Origin of the sequence: Shewanella kaireitica, from assembly GCF_023284045.1 — a bacterium.
Classification (GTDB): domain Bacteria; phylum Pseudomonadota; class Gammaproteobacteria; order Enterobacterales; family Shewanellaceae; genus Shewanella; species Shewanella kaireitica.
This window is the reverse complement of record NZ_JAKIKQ010000024.1, coordinates 21,882-43,221: the sequence shown is the minus strand read 5'-3', so window position 1 is coordinate 43,221 and position 21,340 is coordinate 21,882. Positions and strand designations below refer to the sequence as shown.

Genomic DNA, 21,340 nt, shown 5'->3' with positions numbered 1-21,340 from the left:
ATGATTTTTACCGTCGATAATGTCGTTGAAAAGAACTTACCATTGCTCGATAAGAGCCCATGGTTAGCAACCCCCACTAAAGCAATGCTTCGTTATCTACTTAAAGAAAAAGAGTGCAATGACATTGCCAACAAATTTTCATTTTTACAGGGCGTCGATTTTGTTGAGCAAGTACTCAACAGCTTTAATTTCAGTTACAGCGTTCCTAACAATGAAGTTGAGAATATTCCAATTGAGGGACGTGTAGTTATCTATGCGAACCACCCAATTGGTTCGCTGGATGCTTTAGCCATGATAAAACTGATTAGCAAAGTGAGGCCTGACATAAAAGTGGTCGCCAATGAACTGTTGATGACGTTAGAACCGCTACATTCAATATTGTTGCCCGTGCGCAATATGACAGGCGGTACCCCCAAACAGCATCTAGATAATATTCACAAACACTTGCGCGATGAAGGTGCGGTGCTAATTTTCCCTAGTGGAGAGGTTTCACGCCTACGTCCCACTGGTGTTATCGATCTTCATTGGCACAGTGGCTTTTTGAAAATAGCTAAAGCCTGTAATGCGCCGTTATTACCTATGCATGCGGATGCTAAAAACTCGGCCGCTTTTTACGGTGCTTCAATGCTTTATAAACCATTAGCCAGTTTGATGCTGGTCAAAGAGATGTTTAAACAAGCTAAGAAAACCATGCCAGTACGTATTGGAGAGTTGATCCCAAAGGAGGTGGTAAACAGTTCTGATTTTCCACTTAAAACAAAAGTTAAGCTGCTTAAGAATCATCTTTATCGCATTGGTAAAAATCGCAGTCCGCTGTTCACCACTCAAAGTGCAATCGCCCACCCTGAGTCACGAAGTGAACTACAAACGGCACTGTTACAGTGTGAACTCCTTGGAGAGACCAGTGACAAAAAGAAGATTTTTCTGTATCAACACCAAACAAGTAATCCGATTATGCGTGAAATTGGTCGGCTTAGAGAGATAGCTTTCCGTGCAGTAGGCGAAGGCACAGGAAAGCGCAGAGACACTGATAAATACGACCGCTACTATCAACACTTAGTATTGTGGGATCCCATCGGCTTAGAGATCGTCGGCTCATACCGCTTCGCAGGCGCCAAAGAGGTACATCAAAAACAGGGAAGTAATGCACTCTACAGTCAGTCTTTATTTGAATATCAACCCGACTTCGCGCCCTACTTTGAACAAGGGCTTGAGCTTGGTCGCAGTTTTGTACAGCCTAAATATTGGGGCAAACGTAGTTTAGATTACCTCTGGGTTGGGATTGGTGCGTTTCTAGTTAAAAATCCACAATATCGATATCTCTTTGGCCCAGTCTCATTAAGCGATCATTTACCGGAACCTGCTAAAGAGCGGTTAATCCATTTCTATAAAACAAAATTTTCTAATGAGCAATCTCTTGCCCGTTCGTTTAGCCCCTATACATTTAATGAAGACAAACTGCATCAGCTCAATCAACAGTACACTCAGTTGGATTATGCTCAAGGCTTTAAACAGCTAAAACAAACCATGGCCAGTATGGGCGCTTCTGTACCGGCGCTTTATAAGCAATATGGCGAACTATGTAATGACGATGGCGTTAGTTTTCTAGATTTCGGCATAGATGCTGAATTTGGTGATTGTATCGATGGGCTAGTGCTTGTTGATACTCATAAGCTAAAAGACAAAAAACGCAGCCGCTATTTTGATTGCCACCGACCAGAAATAGGCACAATAAAATAGCCCTAACAATTCACAAAAAAATAGCGCCAACAGTATGGTTGGCGCTAAGTTAAAATCTGCTTTATCTTGTCAGTAGATCTAGCTTTAAATCGCCCAGCCACCCATATAAAAGACGACCAGACCAAGAGTAATCGCTATTACGCCTAGCTTTAATTTACGCCACTCACCACTACAAATTCTACCTATAACTAACGTAACAAAACCAAGCATAATCCCAGTAACAATGTTACAGCTTAAGATAATGAATACCGCACAAGTTAGACCTGCCATCGCATCGACTTTATCGTCAAAATCAAGCTTGGTGACGTTACTTAACATGAGCAGTCCAACATACATTAATGCTGGCGCAGTCGCGTAAGCGGGAACTAAATAGCTCAGAGGTGCTAAGAACATCATCAGCAAAAACAGTACACCAACAATAGTCGCCGTAAGACCCGTCTTTCCGCCAGCCGCAGTGCCCGCAGCCGACTCAATATAAACTGCTGCTGGAGCGCCGCCGACAGCACCTGCAAAAATACTACTGACCGAATCTGATGTCAGTGCTCTACCACCACCGACAATATTGTCTTTTTCATCCAGCAATTCAGCTTGCCCTGCAACCGCGCGAATGGTACCTGTTGCATCAAAAATCGCCGTCATGACTAACGCCAACACAATAGGCAATACCACTGGGTTGAGTGCGCCCATCACATCAAGCTGACCGATGAGTGAGGTTTCAGACATTAAGTCAGGCAGTGCAAACAAACCTTGATATGTCACGCTCGGGTCGAACACTAGACCAAACACAGACAATGCGATAATTACTAACAAGATCCCGCCCGGCATGCCACGGCGTTCAAGCCCGATTGTGGCTGCGAGGCCAACAATCGTCGCTATTACAGGTAGACTATTAATATCGCCAAGTTTTACCGGTAAACCAGCGTCATTCGATACAATCAAATTCACGCTATTGGTCGCAATAAGTAATAGGAATAAGCCGATACCAATTCCCGTACCGTGAGCTATCCCCTTGGGCAGATTAGTCAATACCCACTGGCGTATACCAGTCACGCTAACAAGGGTAAATACGACCCCCATTAAAAAGATAGCGCCAAGTGTAACTGGAATTGAAATTCCCTGCCCTAACACCATACTAAAAGCGGTAAATGCTGTGAGGGAGATTGCGCAGCCAATCGCCATTGGCAGATTAGCCCATAGCCCCATAAGTAAGGAGCCAAAAGCGGCTATTAAACAGGTCGCAATAAACACAGCCGCGGGGTCAAAACCGGCAGTGCCTAGCATGTTAGGTACCACAATAACGGAGTAAACCATGGCTAAAAACGTAGTAAAGCCAGCGATAACTTCACGCTTTAAGGTACTTCCACGGGCTGAAATATTGAAATATCGATCCAAGAATGAATCGGCAGGGACAGTCGAGTTTGAAAGAGTCTGTGCAGACTTCATAATTATTTTACCTTGATCTCTTAAATATCAGTTAACTAATGACGATTCATTAGCGACATGGCTACGGCAGGTAGAGCCCCAAAGTGATTAAACTTGGGTGAGAGATCCACGAAACGCTGCTTGCGTCAGTGACCTGCGAGTCTTGCTGTCAGCAATCTTATCTGTCAATTGCTGACAAACATTATCTGGTAAAATTTACTCTTACCAACATAACCTTTGTTGGCGCGGAGTGTACCGTAATATAGTGCGCTGAGATACGAAACAGCTAACAGTTTTGAGTTACATATGTAAAAACACCGCTATTTTAAGTAGCGGTGTTTTCTATGGCGAACAGAGTGCAATTAAATTTTGCTCTGTTGCGTTAATAACTGGTCTGATTAAGCTGAAGACCAACTTCAACACTCCCCTCCTAGAAATAGTAGTTTGCTTGTAACCAAGTCACAGTGTCAGCTTTCATGGTGCCAAACTGGTTTTTGTGCTCGGCGGTATACTCAACCTTGGCGCCGACAGAGATATTACTGCTCACCATGAAACCACCACCAACCTCTATCTGGTTAATGAACTCTTTGTTCTTCAGGTGGTAAGTTGTCTTTGGGTTAGCATATATCCAGTGGCCAGCATCAAAACCGTACATTGCATATACGCCGGCCTGAGCAAGACCTGAACGGTCATATTTGTTGTCTTCACCTGGGCGTTTCACCTGTGTGGCACCACCGCTAAGCATTGGAAAGATAGAAATATTGTCAGTTAACTGAAACTTATAAATAAGACCACCGAGAACAGTTTGAGAGTTCGCATCAGCAAGTACATCAACGGAGTAACCAAGGCCATCAGTCACATGAAAGTAGCGACCTCGCCCGTTTAAATCGCCAGTTTTATTGTCGGCAGCAAGATCTAGCTGAAAAATATTAGCGCCAAAACCGGCCATACCATTTAATTGAGTGGTATCTTTACTGGCTGAGATACCTATGGTTGAGAAACTGGCGGTAGGATCACCGTAGTTAACATCTTTCTCAACTTCAGCCTCTGCAGCAAAAGCATTAAAAGAGAATAAAGTTGCGATTGATAGTGCAGTTAATGTTGAAGTAAGTGTTTTCATAATAGAGCCTCTTGGGTTTGATTCGAATAATTAACTGGCGCCAGTATCCCAAAAAGTGTTTAATAGATTAAATCAGATAGTATTAACAAAGCGAATAGGTGACCAATGCTAAATCTAGAACAACTTAATGCATTTGTAGCAGCTGCTGAGAAAGGCTCTTTTTCGGCCGCTGCTAGACACATAGGTAAAAGCCAAAGCTCGGTCAGTATTGGGGTGAATAACCTTGAACTTGACTTAGGGGTTAATCTATTTGATCGAAGCACTAAATACCCGACGCTGACTCAGCAAGGTGAGCGCCTTTATCAACAAGCAAAAGTTATCATTCGCCAAGCCAATAGAATGGAAAACTATGCGCAAGGTACAATCGAAGAAGTAGAAGATGAGTTGGTCATTGCCGTTGACCCTCTTGTGCCTATGTCAGTTTTTGATTCAGCACTTGAAAAAATGGCGCAAGCATTCCCATTTACCCGAATCAAGCTGATTAAGCTATTTGGCGATGAACTCAACCGTGCACTCGTAGAGCAGACCGCTAACCTTGGCTTCAATATTGCGTCGGATGCTATTCCTGAAAACTTAGATTTCGTCACCATCACTCAAGTCGAGTGGGTTTGTGTTTGCAGCCCAGACTCCAAGTTTGCAGATATGGAAGTGATAGATAATGAAATGCTGATTACCGAAAGACAGATTACCTGCACCAGCATGTTGCAGCATAAGCTGCTTAAAAACTCAGCACTAGTATCGCAGGAAACATGGGAGGCATCAGATCAAGACGATATGATCCGTTTGGTTGAACAAGATTTGGGCTGGGCTTTTTTACCGAAAACTATGCTAGATGAAAAGCTGGCAATTGGCACCATTAGTCAATTCACACCAGAGTTTAATAAAACTAAAATGTACTCAGCAATTGACCTGATCTGGAAATCTAACAGCCCTAAAGGGCCTGCGATGGGGTTTATTGTGGATCAAATGCAGGGATAATAGTTTTACCTTGGCTATCTTATAAACAGCTAGATAGCCAAGGCTAACTTAGATAACATCAATTACAACCTCAACAGGTTTTCAAGTAACACTTGAATATGTAAGTGTTCATCTAATAAGGTTTCATAAGCAACAAATAGAGCGATTAGTGCAACGGTAGAAACCAGAGTCACTCCTTTATCCAGAAAAGAAACATCTGCTTGAGCTTCGGTACTATTCAGACCATCAGCTTTATGAGTGAATAACTTATCTAACAATTGAATTGGCATGCTAGCCTCCAAAATTAATTTTCGGCTATTTTCCAACTAAATTAACTATAGGGTTAATGACTTTGTACAACCATTTCGAATAGGTAGTGGCTAGCTTAGCATTAAAAAGACATATCTCTCATATTTATACGCTCTTCTTCACCATTACAATCTATTCGCTATGCATATAATAACTAACAACTACTATTCAATATACTCCTATAAAATAACGGCAAATCTTATCCAAGATCAGTTAAATCAGCTAAGTAAGTAATGAAGTTGATGATATTAAACCAACTATCACAGCATTCTGAACTGCTATTAACAAATATCAAGGATAAGGATAAAACCTCTCTTTAAACGCAAATTATAAAAGGGAATCAATTCACTTTAGTTTAGGAAACCTATGACCTATCTAATCCGTTACTCGTTTTATCACCAATTAGGAGCAACAACTAAGCGCTTTACAGACAAAGTCATCATTAAGGACACCACGCTACAAGGTGCCAAAAGACAAGTAATTGCCCGTGCTATAAAGGAAGATCTGCAAAGCTTTAAAATCACTTCAGCAGAGCTGATGTTGTAACGACCTAAAAGTAATTCTCTTTACCCCTAAACCATAGAGTTGGTCTAGCTTGGGCTAGATCCACTCTCTACCATTTCCGCCCTCCTAGTTAGAAAGCCACTGTGACCAGGCCGAAAAATGCCTATGCCGAACAGTGAGATCTTCGCTGTTATTCAAGCTCAAACAACCCATTCGATTTGACGATACAAACTAACTCTTAGTATTGAATATATTCAAATAAAATGTCCTTCAAGTTAATCACACTATTACGACGAGGTAACACTATGAAACTTAAACATCTATTGATCACGGCAACCCTGAGCCTCAGCTGTGTAGCCACAAGCTCACTTGCTGATTACTGCGACGATACCTTAGGCAATGTTGTCGGCGGTGCACTAGAGGGCGGCTTGATTGGCACAGGGTTAGGCGCTATTGCCGACGGCAGAGAGGGCGCTAAACGTGGAGCGCAAATTGGCGCTGCAGTCGGAGCGATTGACGGCCTAATTGAAGGCGAAATCAGGCGAGATCGCTGTAACCGTGACATGCAAGATCTGGAAGACGGTTTAATCATAGATGAACTCGATGATATGGCAGTAGAAGACGCCATCGCCGACGACATCATCTTTAGCGATTATTAGTTTTGTCGCGCGCTGTTTTAACGCAGCGCGCAATCCTTGGGGGAGTGAACATGAAAACTAGCAACAATAAACCGGCCGTAAAAACGGCCTTGGTAGGCGCATTATCACTGTTAATGCTGCCTAACATTGCATCAGCAAGCTTTATGGATGGCTTTAAAGATCCAATAGATGGGCGTATAGACGCTAGTCAATGGATTTTGGATAACTCAGCTGGCTTTATGCCTATTCCACTGATTATTACAGAGCCAGCTGTAGGTACTGGTGGCGGCGCAGCCTTGCTGTTTTTTCATGAAACGGAGGAGCAGAAAGCTATCCGTGAACAGAACCCCGAACAAGTCTCTGAGATCCCACCAAGCGTTACGGGTGTAGTCGGTGCAGCCACTAGCAATGGAAGCTCGCTCGCAGGAGTGTTCCATTCAGGTAATTGGAAGAACGACAATATCCGTTACTTGGGCGGTATATTCGGCGCTGACTTCAACCTACAGTACTACCAGGAGGGCTCAGATCAAGCCAATAAGTTCAACATTAAAGGCTTATATTTCTTCCAAGATATCGACTTTAGGATCGGCAGTAGTAATTTCTTCATAGGTGCCGATTACGTCAATATGAGTTCAGAGGCATCTTTTGACCTCTCTTCTATGCTGCCAGGTATTGACCCCCTGGCATTAGATAGTACAGACGCTCATTTAGGGCTCAAACTCACCTATGACAGTCGAGACAATCAGTTTGCCCCCAGAAAAGGCACCAAAGCTGGTGTGAAGGCTAATATGCATGGCAAAGGTGTCGGCGGAGATTTTGATTATCAAGATTACCACGCATTTGTTCAGAGCTATCACCGAGTAGCGCCTAAGTGGGGAGTCGCCATGCGCCTTGATGCTAAATCAACAACAGACGGTGCACCTTTTTATGCTAAACCTTTTATTGATATGCGCGGCATGGCAGCAATGCGTTACCAAGCAGATAATACCGCACTCGCTGAAGTAGAGGTCAGCTATGACATAGACGACCGCTGGACTGTTTTAGGTTTTGCAGGCACAGGCAAAGCAGTCAATAACGACCAAAGCTTTAATCAAGCTAAGTGGCAAAATGCACAAGGTGCTGGCTTTAGGTATCTAGTTGCTCGTCAGCTGGGGTTAAGAACTGGAATTGATATCGCTAAAGGCCCTGAAGAGTGGACTGTGTACCTACAATTCGGTGGCGCATGGTAGCGAATACTTAATGACACCAAAGGAGCCCTAAGGCTCCTTTTTTATTGCCCAACCAACAATGCATTCGATTAGCAGATACTTACTAACTGTAACCTATCAAAAAGTAAGTACATACTAGCTCCATACACAACAATGATGACGAGAAAACGCAATGAACAAGATATTAACGGCACTACTTTTTACACTGGCATTAACTGGCTGTGCCAACAACGATGTTGCTCGGGTAACCAAAGGGGAAATTTTAGCAAACCAGATGACTAAAGCTGATAATGAAGGTGGTGGAGCGGCAGTAGGTCAATTAGCTGGACTTGCCGCATCTGACAGTGACACTAGGCTATCGAGTTGGATCATCGGCGGGCTAGTGGGGCATGTGATTGAGGAAGCGACTTTAGGTCAAGTTTCTGAACTGGTTATCCGTCTTGATAATGGTCAAGTCGTCAGCGTTAAACTCGACATCTATACCGAAGCGTTTAAACAGGGTGACAAGGTGGACGTAAGCATCAACAAGTATGGAAAGCCAATTGATATTAAGCCGCTAACGGTTAGCAATCATGCAGCTAAAACATCAGAAAAAGGCTTGCATCAACACGATACAGCTCAGCTAGCTAAATAGTCAGTACTCAAGTTAACCCTGCAAGATTCAACAATACAAAATTTAGAGACTGATAATAGTTTCGCAGCGTAGTGACTACACTCCCAGGTCGCTACGCTTTTTTATTTTGCTATACATCTAGTTGCAATTTAACTAGCTGCTTTTGACAATAATCTCCTCATCTCAAGTCCCTCGCTATCTACTAAAAAAACGAATACTAACTAATTGTAACTCTCTCTATATTCTATAGATAATAATTATCTTCTAGTCCTTAATAAAAATACAGAATGAAAATAACAGTCACTAGCCTATTACTCTCTCTGTTCATCGTTGGTTGCTCTAGTAAAGACGCCTTTCAAGAAGTTCAGGGAGAAATACTCACAAACAAAATAACTCAGCCTAGTGATGAGCAAGCAGTTGCTAATAATGAGTTGGCAAGACTAATGGTTGCCGATCGAAATGTTGCTTCACCTGGCTGGCTCCTCGGTGCAATCACTAAAGACCCAATTAATGAATTAACACTCCAAAAGGTATCTGAAGTGACTGTTCGGCTTGATGACGGTAAAATTGTCAGTATGGAACTAGACCATTATGCAGGTGACCTTAAACAAGGCGATAGGGTCTCCGTCAGCATCAACCAGAACCATGAGGCTATGAATATTAAAACACTAATAGCAAAAAATCGTTCAATAATTAGGACGGATAAGCTGTTACATCAACGCAATACCCAGTTGCTAATAAAGTAGTTAAGCTTTAATCAGTAAAAGCGCTGAAAGCATATTAAACATATAAGCTAAAAGCAGTCATCGCAATGCAGCGCCTATTTAAACAAGCAGCGTTTATAATAGGTTAACGCTTCCCCTTTGAGCCCAAAGCTCGCTTTTTAGCACGTTGCCTTTGCGCTGCTTTTCCATTTTTACGCGGCTGCACGTCCATTTTGGTTAAATCTGGCTCAAAACCAGGTAACCATTGCTGCGGTAAACGTTTATCCAGCAAGGACTCTAGCTCTTCGAGCAAGCGAGCATCATCCTCACTGTAGAGTGTAATGGCTTTACCTTTGCAACCAGCCCTGCCCGTGCGCCCTATACGATGGATATAGTCTTCAGCAACAAATGGGATCTCATAGTTAACCACATAATTGAGCTCAACAATATCAAGTCCCCGCGCCGCCACATCCGTTGCCACTAACGATTTAATATTACCCGCCTTAAAATCATTGAGAACTTGCTCTCTCGCGCCTTGACTTAAATCGCCATGGAAGGCTTTAGCAGTAACGCCTGCTGCCACTAACTTATTGGTAATAGTATCGGCGGTTTGTTTTTTACGGCTAAAAATAAGTACTTGTTGCCAGTCATACTTGTTAATGAGATGACTAATTAGCGCAGCCTTACGATCACTATCTACCGCATAAACTATTTGCTCGACACTGTCTGCAGCGCTATTGGCCTTATCAACTTCAATGCGTTCAGGTTTGCTGAGTAGCTTTTTACTTAAGCGGTAAATAGCATCTGAAAAGGTCGCCGAAAACAGTAAAGTTTGTCGCTCCGTTGGTAGCTGCTTTAGAATGGCATTGATTTCATCCATAAACCCCATGTCCAACATTCTATCAGCTTCATCAAAAACTAAAGTTTCAATCGCCATCAATGACAATGAACCACGGCGCAGATGATCCAGTAACCTACCTGGGGTAGCAACCACTATATCGGCGCCTGCAGCCAGCGAACTTGCCTGAGCATCAATGCTTACGCCACCATAAATAACCACACTTTTAAGCGCGGTATTAACCCCGTACTCAGTGACACTTTTATTCACTTGTACAGCAAGTTCACGAGTCGGTACTAAGATTAAAGCACGAATGCTATCAGCCTCTTTACCAGCAGACTGCATCGCCAACTTTTGCAGTATTGGTAGGGTAAAAGCCGCGGTTTTACCGGTGCCCGTTTGAGCGCTCGCCATTAAATCTTTACCACTTAAAATAGCCGGTATGGCAGCAGTTTGGATCGGTGTAGGCTCGTTATAACCTTTTTGCTTTATAAGGCTTAGTAACTCGTCACTTAATGATAAAGATGAAAAAGACACCTGCATGTACCTAAATATCGCTATAGAACTTGCGCGCATGGTAGCAGAAAACAGCTGGCTTGTTTATTGGCTAACTCGAGCATTCAGTCATTGCTGACCTATTTGAAAATACTAAGTTTCAAGGACTATACTCAAAGTTCGTTTATGAAGGATCGAATAACGTGATAAATAATAACAAGATTGCGCTCAGCTTAACCATTGCAGCCTCCAGCTTGTTCTCAAGCAGTGCCAGCGCAATTGATTTTTTTGACCCCATTGATGGCTACTTTGATGCAGGGGAATATCTAGCAGAAAATGCCTACGGCTTTCTGCCTGTTCCTAGCATTATCACCGAACCATCAGTAGGCAACGGTCTAGCGGTGATGGGGTTATTCCTGCATGAGACTGACGCCCAAAGAGACAAACGAAAGGAGGTCGCTACCCATTCTATTGATGGCGGTGCGCAGCTACTCACACCGGGCATATCGGTGGTCGGAGTCGGTGCCACAGATAATGGTACAAAAATGGGCTTTGCTGGACATCGACAAACATGGGGTAAAGACAGCATTCGTTACTTGGTCGGTGGCGGCTATGGCGATATCAATATGAGCTATTACAGTCAAAACGATTTTGCTGATGCTCTCTCCCTCGATCTTAACTTGCAAGGTTATGGGTTATTACAGAAATTCCAGTATCGTATTCCTGGCAGTGCATTCTTTGTCGGTGTATCACAAAAATTCCTTAGTGTTGATATGACAAATCGGCATGAAAATAGCGCTGTTCCACCTGAACTCATTGATAGACTCACTGGGTTATTAAACACTTCACCTAAAGTGTCGGCGCTCGGCGCTATTATCGAATATGACAGCCTCAACAACTTTTTTCTGCCCACCAGCGGCTATAATTACACTTTTGAATATGACTGGTTTAGTGAAAGCCTAGGCAGTGATTATGATTACCAAACGCTGAATGTTGAAGGTATCAACTATTGGGCACTATCGAAGAACCTGACTTTTGGATTAAAAGCCCGATATCAATCTGTTACAAGCGATGATCGCCTGCCAGTTTTTGCCTATCCCTATATCGATCTTCGTGGTATCCCTAAAAATCGCTATCAGGGCGAAAACGTTGGCTCGGCGGAGATACAACTTATGTGGAAAGTCACTCCGCGTTGGATGTTACTCTCCTTTTTAGGCAGTGGTGTGGCTGGAGACTCGGGCAGTTCAATGTGGGATAGCGATGAACAAAATGCCTATGGAGTCGGCTTTAGATACACCATTGCCAGGCGTTACGGCCTGCATATGGGTATTGATGTCGCGAAGGGGCCTGAAGATGTTGCTTGGTACGTAAATGTTGGCACCGGGTTTTAATTCCTAGCAAAACAAGATCTGAGTCACAAACTACAGCAAAGCATAATAAAGCAAACACTAAAGTGACGACTAGATCACGGTACAGATGATTAAAAAAACGACAATAGCAGCCGGTTTAATTATGTCGTTATTGTTGGTCGTTCTGTGTTCGAGTTATCTCATCAAGCGTTATTTTGGGTTCAAGCGATAGGCTTTGTGTCTATGGCTATCGGTTGGTGGGCAAATGCTCAGTCATGCGATGCTAAACTTGTCTCAGGCAACCTGTTAGCATCTAGCTTAACAGCGGTTCACTTGGGGCTGCTTGGCAGTACCTTAGGCATGATGAACCAACTGCTTAATATTGGTCGATTTGGCAGCTGTAGAAGCGAAAAAGCACGCAGTGGTTGGCGGATAACATTGTTGCCGTTGCTGTTTTCAGCGTTAGCTTTAATACAAGGCTTTATTTGGGCTGAGCATTGGTCTGAATGGTGCGCAGTTGCTGCCGCAGTTTTAATGAGCTACGCCCTGTTTTATTGCAGCTCGTTGAGATTACGCTACGCCATGCTATTGAGTAACATACTTAACCTAATGCTATCAGTTCACCTGCTTTCATGGTCGGGTATCGCTTATCAGCTAATCACAATTGCGATTATCCTTAAGGGATTGCCAGCCGTAAAGCAGCAGTCTTACGCACTAGATAGCACAGCTTAAGTAGAACTTTACAGTTAAATTAATTTTAATATCTGCAGAATATTTTACTCAAGTTCTTCATTAAATTACTATAGCGACGAAAATGTAATGCACTGAAGTTGATAAAGGGATCGCTAGACAAGGAAAGCAATATGAATGAACGCCGACAGTTTTCAAGGGTTTTATTTTCCAATCCAGCACAACTTCGCTGCCAAGAAGCCGTCTGGCAAACAACATTGCTCGATATCAGCCTCAATGGTGCGCTCGTAGAAACTCCCGCGCAATTTGCCCCCGATACAGAGCAACTACAGTTGAGCTTTACCATCCCAGACTCTGATATTCAGGTTCAGATGGAAACCGAACTGGTGCATCAAAAAGATAATCAACTGGGCTTAGCTTGTCAGCATATTGATGTTGAAAGTATTAGCCATTTAAGACGACTGGTTGAACTTAATGTTGGCGATCCAACACTACTTAACCGAGAGTTGACGCTATTTATTGATATGCACAGCCCTGAAAAATAACTCACTACCAGGGCCTGCTAGCGGCTCAATAGTTATCGCTAACTTTTGTCATTAGTTAATCAGCTCAATAAGTTCATGGACAGTTTTAATCGCATGGACTTTAGCGCCTAACCCTTCCATCGATTTATGATAATTCCTAAAGGGAATATAGATTTCAGTAAAGCCGTGCTGCACCGCTTCTTTCACTCTAGGCACGCCGCTATCGATTGGCCTTACATCGCCATTAAGACTTAACTCGCCCATGATGCAGGTGGTTCTTGGCACCACAAAATCATTAAGACTACTCAGTAACGCTGTCACTAAGGCCAGATCGATACAGGTTTCAGACTCATCAATCTTTAAGCCTCCCACCAAATTAAAGTAGGTATCGTGGAAGATTTTCGTCTTGGTATGTTTGCGTAAAATACCGGTTAACATCTTAATACGATTCATATTAAGACCAACACATACCCGCTGTGGAAATTCGCCCTCGGTTTCAGTGGTCAAACATTGGATCTCAAGTAGCAGATTGCGATTACCTTTACGAATACAGGTGATCGCGGCTCCTGGAGATTCAGTGCTCGAACCAGAGAGAAATATTTCACTGGGATTATCAACACTCAACATACCGCGCTCTGTCATGCGAAATATACCAACGGTATCCACATCACCAAAACGGTTTTTATTTGCTCTAAGCGTACGTACCTGACCATCATTGCACTCAATATGGGTGAGACAATCAACGATATGAATAAGAGTTTGTGGGCCCGCCGTTTCGTTGTTTTTATTCACATGCGCCACCAAGAACATGGTGACATTGTTTTGCTTACAGTATTGCGTCAGCGCTTGAGCACTGCCTTTAACTTGCGATGGCGAACCAGGACTGCCATTCGCCATATCTGTGACAACCGCTTGAATAGAATCAATAACTGCAAATTTTACCTGTTTGGCTTCAAGCTCTGCAATAATAGCCTCTACGCTGGTCTCAGCCATTAGATAAAGATTGTCTTCGTTGCAATTAAGCTTTAATCGATTAACGCGGTTTTTAAACTGCGACAGAGATTCCTCTGCAGTACAGTATAGAGACGGCATTAACTGTGACATACGCGCAACGAGATCAGACAACAAGGTCGTTTTACCTGCGCCAGGATCACCCGAGATAATATTGACCGAGCCTGTGGTTAAACCACCACACAAAACCCTATCTAACTCACCGATGCCAGTCAGTCTTTTTTGTGCCTCGACCTCTTCAATCTCAGTGAGCTTTTTTGAACCACCACCTACAGCGCCAGCGTAACCAGCACTGGTTGCTGTTTTCGGTTTAATGGTAGAGATCTTAAGTTCACTAATGGTGTTCCACTCTTGGCAAGCGCTGCACTGGCCCTGCCAGCGAGGAAAGTCTTGACCACATTCATTACATACGTACGCTGTTTTATTCTTTGCCATGATTCTTTCTAGGTAGTATAAAGTCGATAAAGTATCGGCACTTTAAGCCGATAACTATGAGTACAAGGAAGATAGTACTGGAAATAATTATAAAAACTTACCTGTGAGCCTATCAGCCATTGGTCCAATAAGCATCCAAAAAGAAGTATTTGATGAGTTTAGATCTGCATAATGCGCTAATTGAACAGCTAAAACCCTTACTCATGGAACCTGATTTCCAGGAGTTGTTTGAACAGCTCACTGCTGAAGAGTCAAACTCCACCCGTTTTTTGCTTAAAATGGAACTCAACAGGTTAGCCGCTAGCTGCACTCGAGTTATCGACCTACGTAACAAAACCGACCTCAACTGCGAAACCTTTGAGTTTGGCGCACAAACTCACTTTATTGACCCACCAGCGAAAGCGAGTTTTCAAGAAGCGTTAGCGCTATATAGAGAACAATATACCCTTGGCGTTTACGAGCAAGTCATCGCCGGCCATAAAGCGCGAATACTAAAGTCCCGAAGTAGTGCAAACAGTGGTGACAATACGCCAACGCCGTTCGTCGCTGAAGGTGTAGTACTGGGTAACTACTTTGCGCGTAGTGAAGAGCGCATGAACTACAGCATGAAAATTGAAGTATCCCAAGCGATGCAACAATACATGGGGATTACGGTAGACTTATCGGTCGGTGGCGCGCGAATTCGCCTGCCAGCGAAGCAAAACCTCAATGCTAAGCAGCCAATTAGAATCAAACTGCTAGAGCTAAGTGATGACTATTATCACCGAGATCTTCAACAAGGGGTTGAATACGAAATTGTCGATATCGAGGGCAACGATGAATACAACTGGCTGAGGTTAAAACGAATTTCAGGTAGTGAAGCTTTGGCCGAAATGTTGGGTAAGCTTATAAGAGGGTTTAAGTTCCGATATAAAGTTGATGTCAATGATGTGCTGGTCACCGCCAAAGGTTTAGGTTTCGAACGTCATTATCTACCTCATCTACCGCACCTTGCTCTCTTTATTGAGTACAAGGGCCAAGGTGATGCTGGGCTTCAATATCTGCCAACCCATCTTTTTTTGGGCCGAGACAATCAGGCTATTTCACAGTATTTTAAAGATGAGTCAGGTGTCAGTCAGATAAATGCACTGCTCACTCCATCCCGCTTAAATGCCATCATTAACTCTGATGATAACAGCCCTCACTGCCAGATTTTTTGCTTCACCTTTCAGGCAAAAGGCTGCAAGTTTTATTACTCGGCAACCTTGGCTGAATTGAAAGAAAAACAGTTACAGGCGCTGTTTTTAAGCTTTGGTGCGACCAAGCCTAGTTGGCGTGTTTTCCATGTTGCTCGGCAAACCATCGATCACCAACAATCTTATCGCGCGAGTTTATTACCTGGGGATGATGCTAGCTATAGCGCATTAACCGAGACGCAACTGGCGGCATTTACTCATGTGGTTCAATTGATCGACGTCACTAATGATGCCGCAAACGAGCAGTATCAAACTTGGAAGAAGTTGAACAACAACAGCGCCAATGAACTTAAAGTTTTTGGTCAGAAAAAACTTAAAAAACATAATTTGAAGCAGGTCTCGATGCAGTTCAGCGAACGTCGTAATGAAGCGCGCTTTGCATTTAAAACCCCAGTTTTATTAACTCAAGGAAACCTCAGTGCCACCGCATTGACTCAAGATATCTCCAGTAAAGGGATGCAACTTACCACTGAAACCACGGTTGAATTTAGCCCTACAGCTCCTATTGCGGTTAGCTTCCCGAAATTACAAACCATCGCAGGGAAAACCTCTTTACAACATCTGCCCTACCGTCTTATACGTACAAGAAAGAACGGTGTAACATTGCACCTTGCCGCGCAGATAGGACATACCCCGCATATTGGCGTTGAATTTCTCAATCGTTTAATCGAGCACAATAAAGATAAATTCGATAAGCTCACAGAGAACAATCATGAGGTAAAAGAGCTTGCCGATGGTATGAAAAACATATTAATCCGAAAGCTGGTATCTGTGCCTTTTTATCTAGAAAAAACATTGAAATCAGCTTACGTCTCGACCATCGGAGTAGGCAAAGAACAAAATCATATCGCCAATATCTTCGCCTCTAATACCAATAACTTATTGGAATACGATTTAGCGCCATTGTTTCAAGATGACAAGCTAAAACGCGATATTGTGACCCCGATTCGCACCATGAAGCCACAAAACGGCCTATCTTTTTACGAAGTTTATCTGCAAATATCGCAGCACTCGCAAGGAAAGATTAACGTTCGCTGTATTGCTGATTCAGATATTAAGGATAGCGCCCACTTACAACAGTTTATCGAGCAAAGTAGCCGCCTCGGTGAGTTTTTAGCATTACGTATTTATCGAGGTGCAGTAGGAAAGCCGGATCTAGACTATATCCGTAGAGAACGAGAATATATAAAGATCCATGCACAGCACAAAGGGAAAAAGCTAGAGGAACAACTATGGCGAATTATCGGTGTTGGAGAGCTACTCGATGTGACTCGCGAGGTCATACTGCGTTTTCCAGAACTTGAGCCGTATACAGAACCTCGATAAAACGATAGAAAAGGCAGCCCTAGTATTCACTAGCACTGCCTTTTTGGTGCTCATTAGCAATTAACTAATATAACTTTGTCCGGCATACACAACAAAGTGGCGTAGTGCTAGCACTCCTAAAATGGTGCTACAGGAGACCGTGATTAAAAAGCCTTTAGTATGACGCCATGCCTTTGGCGCTAAGGTACTTGCCAGTACAGGGACAACAAGCCCTAAACCAACCACGCCAATCCAGAACACACTGGCCCAAGCACCTGTGGTAATTGCCGCTGTAGCTGCTTGTGCAGCTGGACCGGAGAAGTTAAGTCCGACGAACAACAACACTAGACAAAGCGCTTCGTTAAACGCCACGGGATACTCAATGCGGTGCACCTGCTCAATGCAATCAGACTCTTTCTTACTAAAGAACAGTGTCGCAACGAGTATATTACCCGCTGAGCCGACCGACATTGCTGACGCTAAAAACAGCGCCGGTAGTACCGCGGTGTTTAGGATAGGGTAACTAATCATCGCCGATAATAGGAAGCCGGTGTAAACTCCAACACCTAAAGCGAGCGCAAAAATAAGCTTGTTAAGGCTACCCTCAAGTTGACGACATACCTTTAATACTCCAGCAAGCCAAGGCGCATAGTGCAGAACTTGCCTTTCGAACACTAACCCCGCAAATACAAACACTAATGGAATATAAACCAGTAAGGCTATTACTCCCCAAGCCATTACTGAGCTCAAATTGTAGTTAAGCAAGATATGATAAAACTCAAACGGTTTAGTTAAATCAAGTACCAGCAGCGCCATTCCTAAACAGATGGCCACTGGACCTATTACCGCAGCGGCCTTAATCACTGGCAGACCTTCGGTGGGTAAACCGCGATTATTTTTGTACCACTTAAGCCCTATTGCCACCAGCATTGAGCCTGCGGACAATCCCGCCATGAATAGGTAAACCGCGATGATCCAGTTCCAAACGACAGGATCATATTGCTCCATAGAGCCCCAAATATTGTTCATGCTTTGATCCCCCCTCGACGACTTGGAATTCGATAAACTCTCGGCTCTGTGCCAAGGTTCACCTTTTGCTGGTAGTTCTGTTTGGTATCTAACACCTTACGTACTTCAGAATTCAAATCGTTGGCGTCACCAAATGTGAGCGCACTCGTTGGACAAACACTGACACAAGCAGGCTGTTCGCCTCGTGCTAAGCGGCTCTCTTTACAGAAATCGCATTTGTCTGGCACCCGCGTTTCAGGATTAATAAAGCGCACTTTGTAAGGACACGCTGCAACACAGTAGAGGCAGCCGACACATTTACCTTCATTGATAGAAACAATGCCATCATCATTGACATAGGCCGCCCCAGTCGGGCAAACCTTGACACAAGGCGCGTTTTCGCACTGCTCACAAGAAACCCGATTGTACTTAAAATGTAAGTGGGGGAAGTTGCCATAAGGCCCTTCGATGCGCACCTGTATGCGGGTCACCGACTCTGGTACATTGTTTTCGCTGCGGCAAGCTACGTTGCAGGCTTGGCAACCGATGCACTTGTTTTCATCGTGCACAAGAACATAACGTTTAGTCATAATGGTCTCCGATTAAATCTTGGCAATTTTGACGCCGGTGGTATGCAGGTTCATACCTGTCACCGGAGACGTAACGTGGGGAAGTAAGTTACCGCAATGCACACCTTTACCTGTTGCACGCGCTAGCTCTTTGTTTTTAGAGCCACAACCCATGTAGGCAAACACGGTATCTGGGCGTATACCTGGCGTAACCAAGGCATGCCCCTCTTCACTGCCTGTATCGTTGTAGATACGAATTGCATCACCGCTGGAGATACTTAAAAGTCCTGCTGTAATAGGGTGGATCCACACAGCATTGTCAGACATCAAGTTGGCGAGCATGGGCACATTTTGCGTTGCGGCATTGGTATGTACCGCCACTTTTCCCTGAATAAAAAATAGCTCATCGGCTTTTTTCATATTCACTTCGCGGTAGCGGATTACGCCGCGTCCCGGCGCCATCTTTTCGACTTTGTTCGAACTCAGTTCAATTTTACCCGACGGCGTTTTGAAGCTTAACTGACTGGCATAGGTGCCATCTTCATCCAATGGTTTGGCATTGGGGTAACTCGCGCTGAACGCTTTAACCATTGCAGGTTCACGTAGCAATAACGGCTTACCATAGCTAACCCAACCATCACTTTTTATCTTGTTTAGTAGCGGCGTATTCTTATCAACTTGAAATAGCTGCAGTGTTTCCATGTTCTGCCACGGGAAGAATTGCCCTTGGCCTAACTTATCGGCGAGCTCTTTCCAAATCAGCCAGCTTGGTTTGGTATTACCAATGGTTTCCACCACTTTCTGGCGTACGTAATAAGCAGGATTCTTACCCGACTTATCGACAATCTCTTCATCACGCTCAAGGTAAGTTGACTCAGGCAGGAAGATATCGGCGTAAGCTGCACTTTCGCTAATGTAGATATCGCAAGCGACCACAAAGTCGAGCTTTTGCATCGTTTTAACGATCCTTGCTCTGTCAGTCATGGTCTGCATTGGATTAGTGCGGCTCATTACCCAGCCGTGGAGCTGATAAGGCTTGGCATCGAGTGTGGAGTCTAGAATGGTTTGGTAGATCCCGCCTGATGACCACAGTAGTGAGTATTGCTCGTCAACCATGTCGATGCGTTTAGCATCAATTTTCGGCATATCTTTCACGCCGGGTTTTGCTAACGTAGGCGCGACATTCTCTCCAGCAAATTTATTGTATTTAGAGGCTTTCTTACCGAAGTACAATCCACCTTTTCGCTCAATATTACCCACTAGCACGTTGGCAGCATACAGCGCTCGGCGCATTTCAAACTCTTCGGTTGTAAATGAAGATCGGTGACCAAAATCAACTAATGCATGTGGGGCTGCTGCTGCATACTCGTGGGTAATGCGGCGAATATCTTCTGCAGGTACATCACTGATAGATTCTGCCCATTCAGGCGTATAAGCTTTAACTTCTTTGGCAAACTCAGCGAACCCTGAGACAAATTCAGCGACAAAGGCTTTGTCGTACAGGTCATCTTCAATAAGCGTATGACAAATGGCGAGTGCCACTGCAACATCAGTACCGGGCTTAATGGCATACCACTCATCAGCTTTATCTGCCACAATCGAAAAGCGTGGCTCAAAAACCACCAGCTTAGCGCCCTTCTCCATTTGTGCATTCATCATGCCTCTGGTTTCAGACATATTGATGCCTTCATAGAGGTTATGCCCAAAGTTAATGATGTACTTAGAATTGCTCAAATCACGCTTAATTTTACCGCCAAACATGGCTTTGGCAGCAACCACATAACCCGCTGGACAAGTTGATGCATGGGTAAAGGTATTAGGGCTGCCAAAGGCTTTAGCAAAGTGAAAAAGGTGGCCAGAAAGAGAGCCCGATTTAGAAGAGAATGCAACAGATTCGGCGCCATGCTGCGCTTTAATTTTATTAAGGTTTTCAGCAATGGTCGCATAGGCTTCATCCCACTCAATCTCTTGCCACTTACCTTCACCACGATCACCAATACGTTTCAATGGTTTCACTATGCGCTGCTTGTCATAAAGTTGACTGTGACCCGCTCCACCTCGAGCACAAACGGCACCACCATAGGATTTTGCGTTTACGTTACCCAATATCGACACGTTCTTGCCATTGACAACTCGAGCCGAGATAGGACAACGTGTAGAACACATTTCACAGATACTGGCAACGGACTCAGCGCTGCCTTTCAATGTGGATTCTCCAAAGGCGGCTAACGAGCCTGGCAAGCTTGCCAGTGCGCAGCCTGCTGTCGTTGCGCCAGCCCCTTTAATAAAGGTTCGCCGATCTAGTTTCATGATAATTCTCCCAGTAGATATTGGAACTCAGTGCTTGGTTGGAAGCGGGTGACCTTTAGTTAGCTATTAAGCTCAAAAATCACTGCAGCCCCAAACTTTTCACCATTGTCTGCTAGGAATTAAACGCTGAATATTGTGGTAAACCACATTTCAATATTTACATATTACGCTTTGTGAGTTGTTTCACAGTTCAGTTTTTGTCCAACATAAACAGATATAATATGTCTATTGTGGTAAACCACATTTCGATAAGCTTCCGATAAATTTAAGAAAAACCTTCCCCAAAAGCGCTGTAAAACTAATTTAGCCGTTACTGAAATACAGGGAGAGTAGAGGAAAGGAAGCCTGTATATTTA

At 43.8% G+C, this 21,340-nt stretch carries 19 protein-coding genes; 11 read left to right on the top strand and 8 right to left on the bottom strand.

Going from position 1 to position 21,340, the window contains the following annotated elements; translation table 11 throughout:
* Entirely contained in the window at positions 1-1,740 is a 1,740-nt protein-coding gene (gene olsF / locus L2730_RS20450; RefSeq protein WP_248976272.1) for a bifunctional ornithine lipid synthase OlsF, read from the top strand.
* 84 nt (positions 1,741-1,824) lie between these two features.
* Here the strand turns inward: olsF and L2730_RS20445 are convergent, their stop codons facing one another.
* Complete coding sequence (locus L2730_RS20445; protein ID WP_248976271.1) at positions 1,825-3,183, bottom strand: NCS2 family permease; 1,359 nt, start codon at positions 3,181-3,183, stop codon at positions 1,825-1,827.
* A gap of 409 nt (positions 3,184-3,592) precedes the next feature.
* Complete coding sequence (locus L2730_RS20440) at positions 3,593-4,282, bottom strand: hypothetical protein (protein ID WP_248976270.1); 690 nt, start codon at positions 4,280-4,282, stop codon at positions 3,593-3,595.
* A gap of 105 nt (positions 4,283-4,387) precedes the next feature.
* On the opposite strand from L2730_RS20440, the gene L2730_RS20435 reads away from it, so the two are divergent.
* Positions 4,388-5,260 carry a LysR family transcriptional regulator gene (locus L2730_RS20435; protein WP_248976269.1) on the top strand — a complete coding sequence of 291 codons (873 nt, stop codon included), beginning with the start codon at positions 4,388-4,390 and terminating at the stop codon, positions 5,258-5,260.
* 62 nt (positions 5,261-5,322) lie between these two features.
* Here the strand turns inward: L2730_RS20435 and L2730_RS20430 are convergent, their stop codons facing one another.
* Complete coding sequence (locus L2730_RS20430; RefSeq protein ID WP_248976268.1) at positions 5,323-5,529, bottom strand: hypothetical protein; 207 nt, start codon at positions 5,527-5,529, stop codon at positions 5,323-5,325.
* Positions 5,530-5,914: 385 nt separating this feature from the next.
* Here L2730_RS20430 and L2730_RS20425 point away from each other — a divergent pair, with 385 nt between their 5' ends.
* From L2730_RS20425 to L2730_RS20405, 5 genes are all read left to right on the top strand, one after another.
* Positions 5,915-6,094 carry a hypothetical protein gene (locus L2730_RS20425; RefSeq protein WP_248976267.1) on the top strand — a complete coding sequence of 60 codons (180 nt, stop codon included), beginning with the start codon at positions 5,915-5,917 and terminating at the stop codon, positions 6,092-6,094.
* A gap of 263 nt (positions 6,095-6,357) precedes the next feature.
* On the top strand, positions 6,358-6,711 hold the full coding sequence (locus L2730_RS20420) for a YMGG-like glycine zipper-containing protein (protein ID WP_248976266.1): 354 nt from the start codon (positions 6,358-6,360) through the stop codon (positions 6,709-6,711).
* A 50-nt stretch (positions 6,712-6,761) separates the two neighbouring features.
* Positions 6,762-7,919 carry a BamA/TamA family outer membrane protein gene (locus tag L2730_RS20415; protein WP_248976265.1) on the top strand — a complete coding sequence of 386 codons (1,158 nt, stop codon included), beginning with the start codon at positions 6,762-6,764 and terminating at the stop codon, positions 7,917-7,919.
* 151 nt (positions 7,920-8,070) lie between these two features.
* A complete protein-coding gene (locus tag L2730_RS20410; RefSeq protein WP_248976264.1) occupies positions 8,071-8,532 on the top strand; it encodes a lipoprotein in 462 nt (153 codons plus the stop codon).
* A gap of 266 nt (positions 8,533-8,798) precedes the next feature.
* Positions 8,799-9,257, top strand: a complete 459-nt coding sequence (locus L2730_RS20405; protein ID WP_248976263.1) for a hypothetical protein — start codon at positions 8,799-8,801, stop codon at positions 9,255-9,257.
* A gap of 103 nt (positions 9,258-9,360) precedes the next feature.
* Here L2730_RS20405 and L2730_RS20400 read toward each other — a convergent pair whose 3' ends face one another.
* Positions 9,361-10,590 carry a DEAD/DEAH box helicase gene (locus L2730_RS20400; RefSeq protein WP_248976262.1) on the bottom strand — a complete coding sequence of 410 codons (1,230 nt, stop codon included), beginning with the start codon at positions 10,588-10,590 and terminating at the stop codon, positions 9,361-9,363.
* A 161-nt stretch (positions 10,591-10,751) separates the two neighbouring features.
* On the opposite strand from L2730_RS20400, the gene L2730_RS20395 reads away from it, so the two are divergent.
* The 3 genes from L2730_RS20395 to L2730_RS20385 all read left to right on the top strand — a co-directional run bounded on the left by L2730_RS20395 (position 10,752) and on the right by L2730_RS20385 (position 13,132).
* Positions 10,752-11,939 carry a BamA/TamA family outer membrane protein gene (locus tag L2730_RS20395; RefSeq protein ID WP_248976261.1) on the top strand — a complete coding sequence of 396 codons (1,188 nt, stop codon included), beginning with the start codon at positions 10,752-10,754 and terminating at the stop codon, positions 11,937-11,939.
* 144 nt (positions 11,940-12,083) lie between these two features.
* On the top strand, positions 12,084-12,629 hold the full coding sequence (locus L2730_RS20390; RefSeq protein WP_248976260.1) for a YgjV family protein: 546 nt from the start codon (positions 12,084-12,086) through the stop codon (positions 12,627-12,629).
* A 131-nt stretch (positions 12,630-12,760) separates the two neighbouring features.
* The gene (locus L2730_RS20385) at positions 12,761-13,132 is read left to right on the top strand and encodes a PilZ domain-containing protein (protein WP_248976259.1); all 372 of its coding nucleotides are present in this window, start codon (positions 12,761-12,763) and stop codon (positions 13,130-13,132) included.
* Positions 13,133-13,183: 51 nt separating this feature from the next.
* On the opposite strand, the gene radA is transcribed toward L2730_RS20385, so the two are convergent.
* The gene (gene radA / locus L2730_RS20380; RefSeq protein WP_248976258.1) at positions 13,184-14,557 is read right to left on the bottom strand and encodes a DNA repair protein RadA; all 1,374 of its coding nucleotides are present in this window, start codon (positions 14,555-14,557) and stop codon (positions 13,184-13,186) included.
* Positions 14,558-14,709: 152 nt separating this feature from the next.
* Between radA and L2730_RS20375 the strand changes: the two genes are divergently transcribed.
* Positions 14,710-17,118: a PilZ domain-containing protein gene (locus L2730_RS20375; protein ID WP_248976257.1), complete on the top strand. Its 2,409-nt coding sequence runs from the start codon at positions 14,710-14,712 to the stop codon at positions 17,116-17,118.
* Positions 17,119-17,178: 60 nt separating this feature from the next.
* On the opposite strand, the gene nrfD is transcribed toward L2730_RS20375, so the two are convergent.
* Genes nrfD through phsA form a run of 3 tightly spaced genes read right to left on the bottom strand, consistent with a single transcriptional unit; the run spans position 17,179 to position 20,984 of the window.
* The gene (gene nrfD, locus L2730_RS20370; RefSeq protein WP_248976256.1) at positions 17,179-18,126 is read right to left on the bottom strand and encodes an NrfD/PsrC family molybdoenzyme membrane anchor subunit; all 948 of its coding nucleotides are present in this window, start codon (positions 18,124-18,126) and stop codon (positions 17,179-17,181) included.
* Entirely contained in the window at positions 18,123-18,695 is a 573-nt protein-coding gene (locus tag L2730_RS20365; protein ID WP_248976255.1) for a 4Fe-4S dicluster domain-containing protein, read from the bottom strand. The genes nrfD and L2730_RS20365 overlap by 4 nt, the downstream gene beginning before the upstream one ends.
* Before the next feature lie 12 nt (positions 18,696-18,707).
* Positions 18,708-20,984, bottom strand: coding sequence for a thiosulfate reductase PhsA (gene phsA / locus L2730_RS20360; RefSeq protein WP_248976254.1), 2,277 nt, complete (start codon positions 20,982-20,984; stop codon positions 18,708-18,710).
* Between the last annotated feature and the right edge of the window lie 356 nt (positions 20,985-21,340).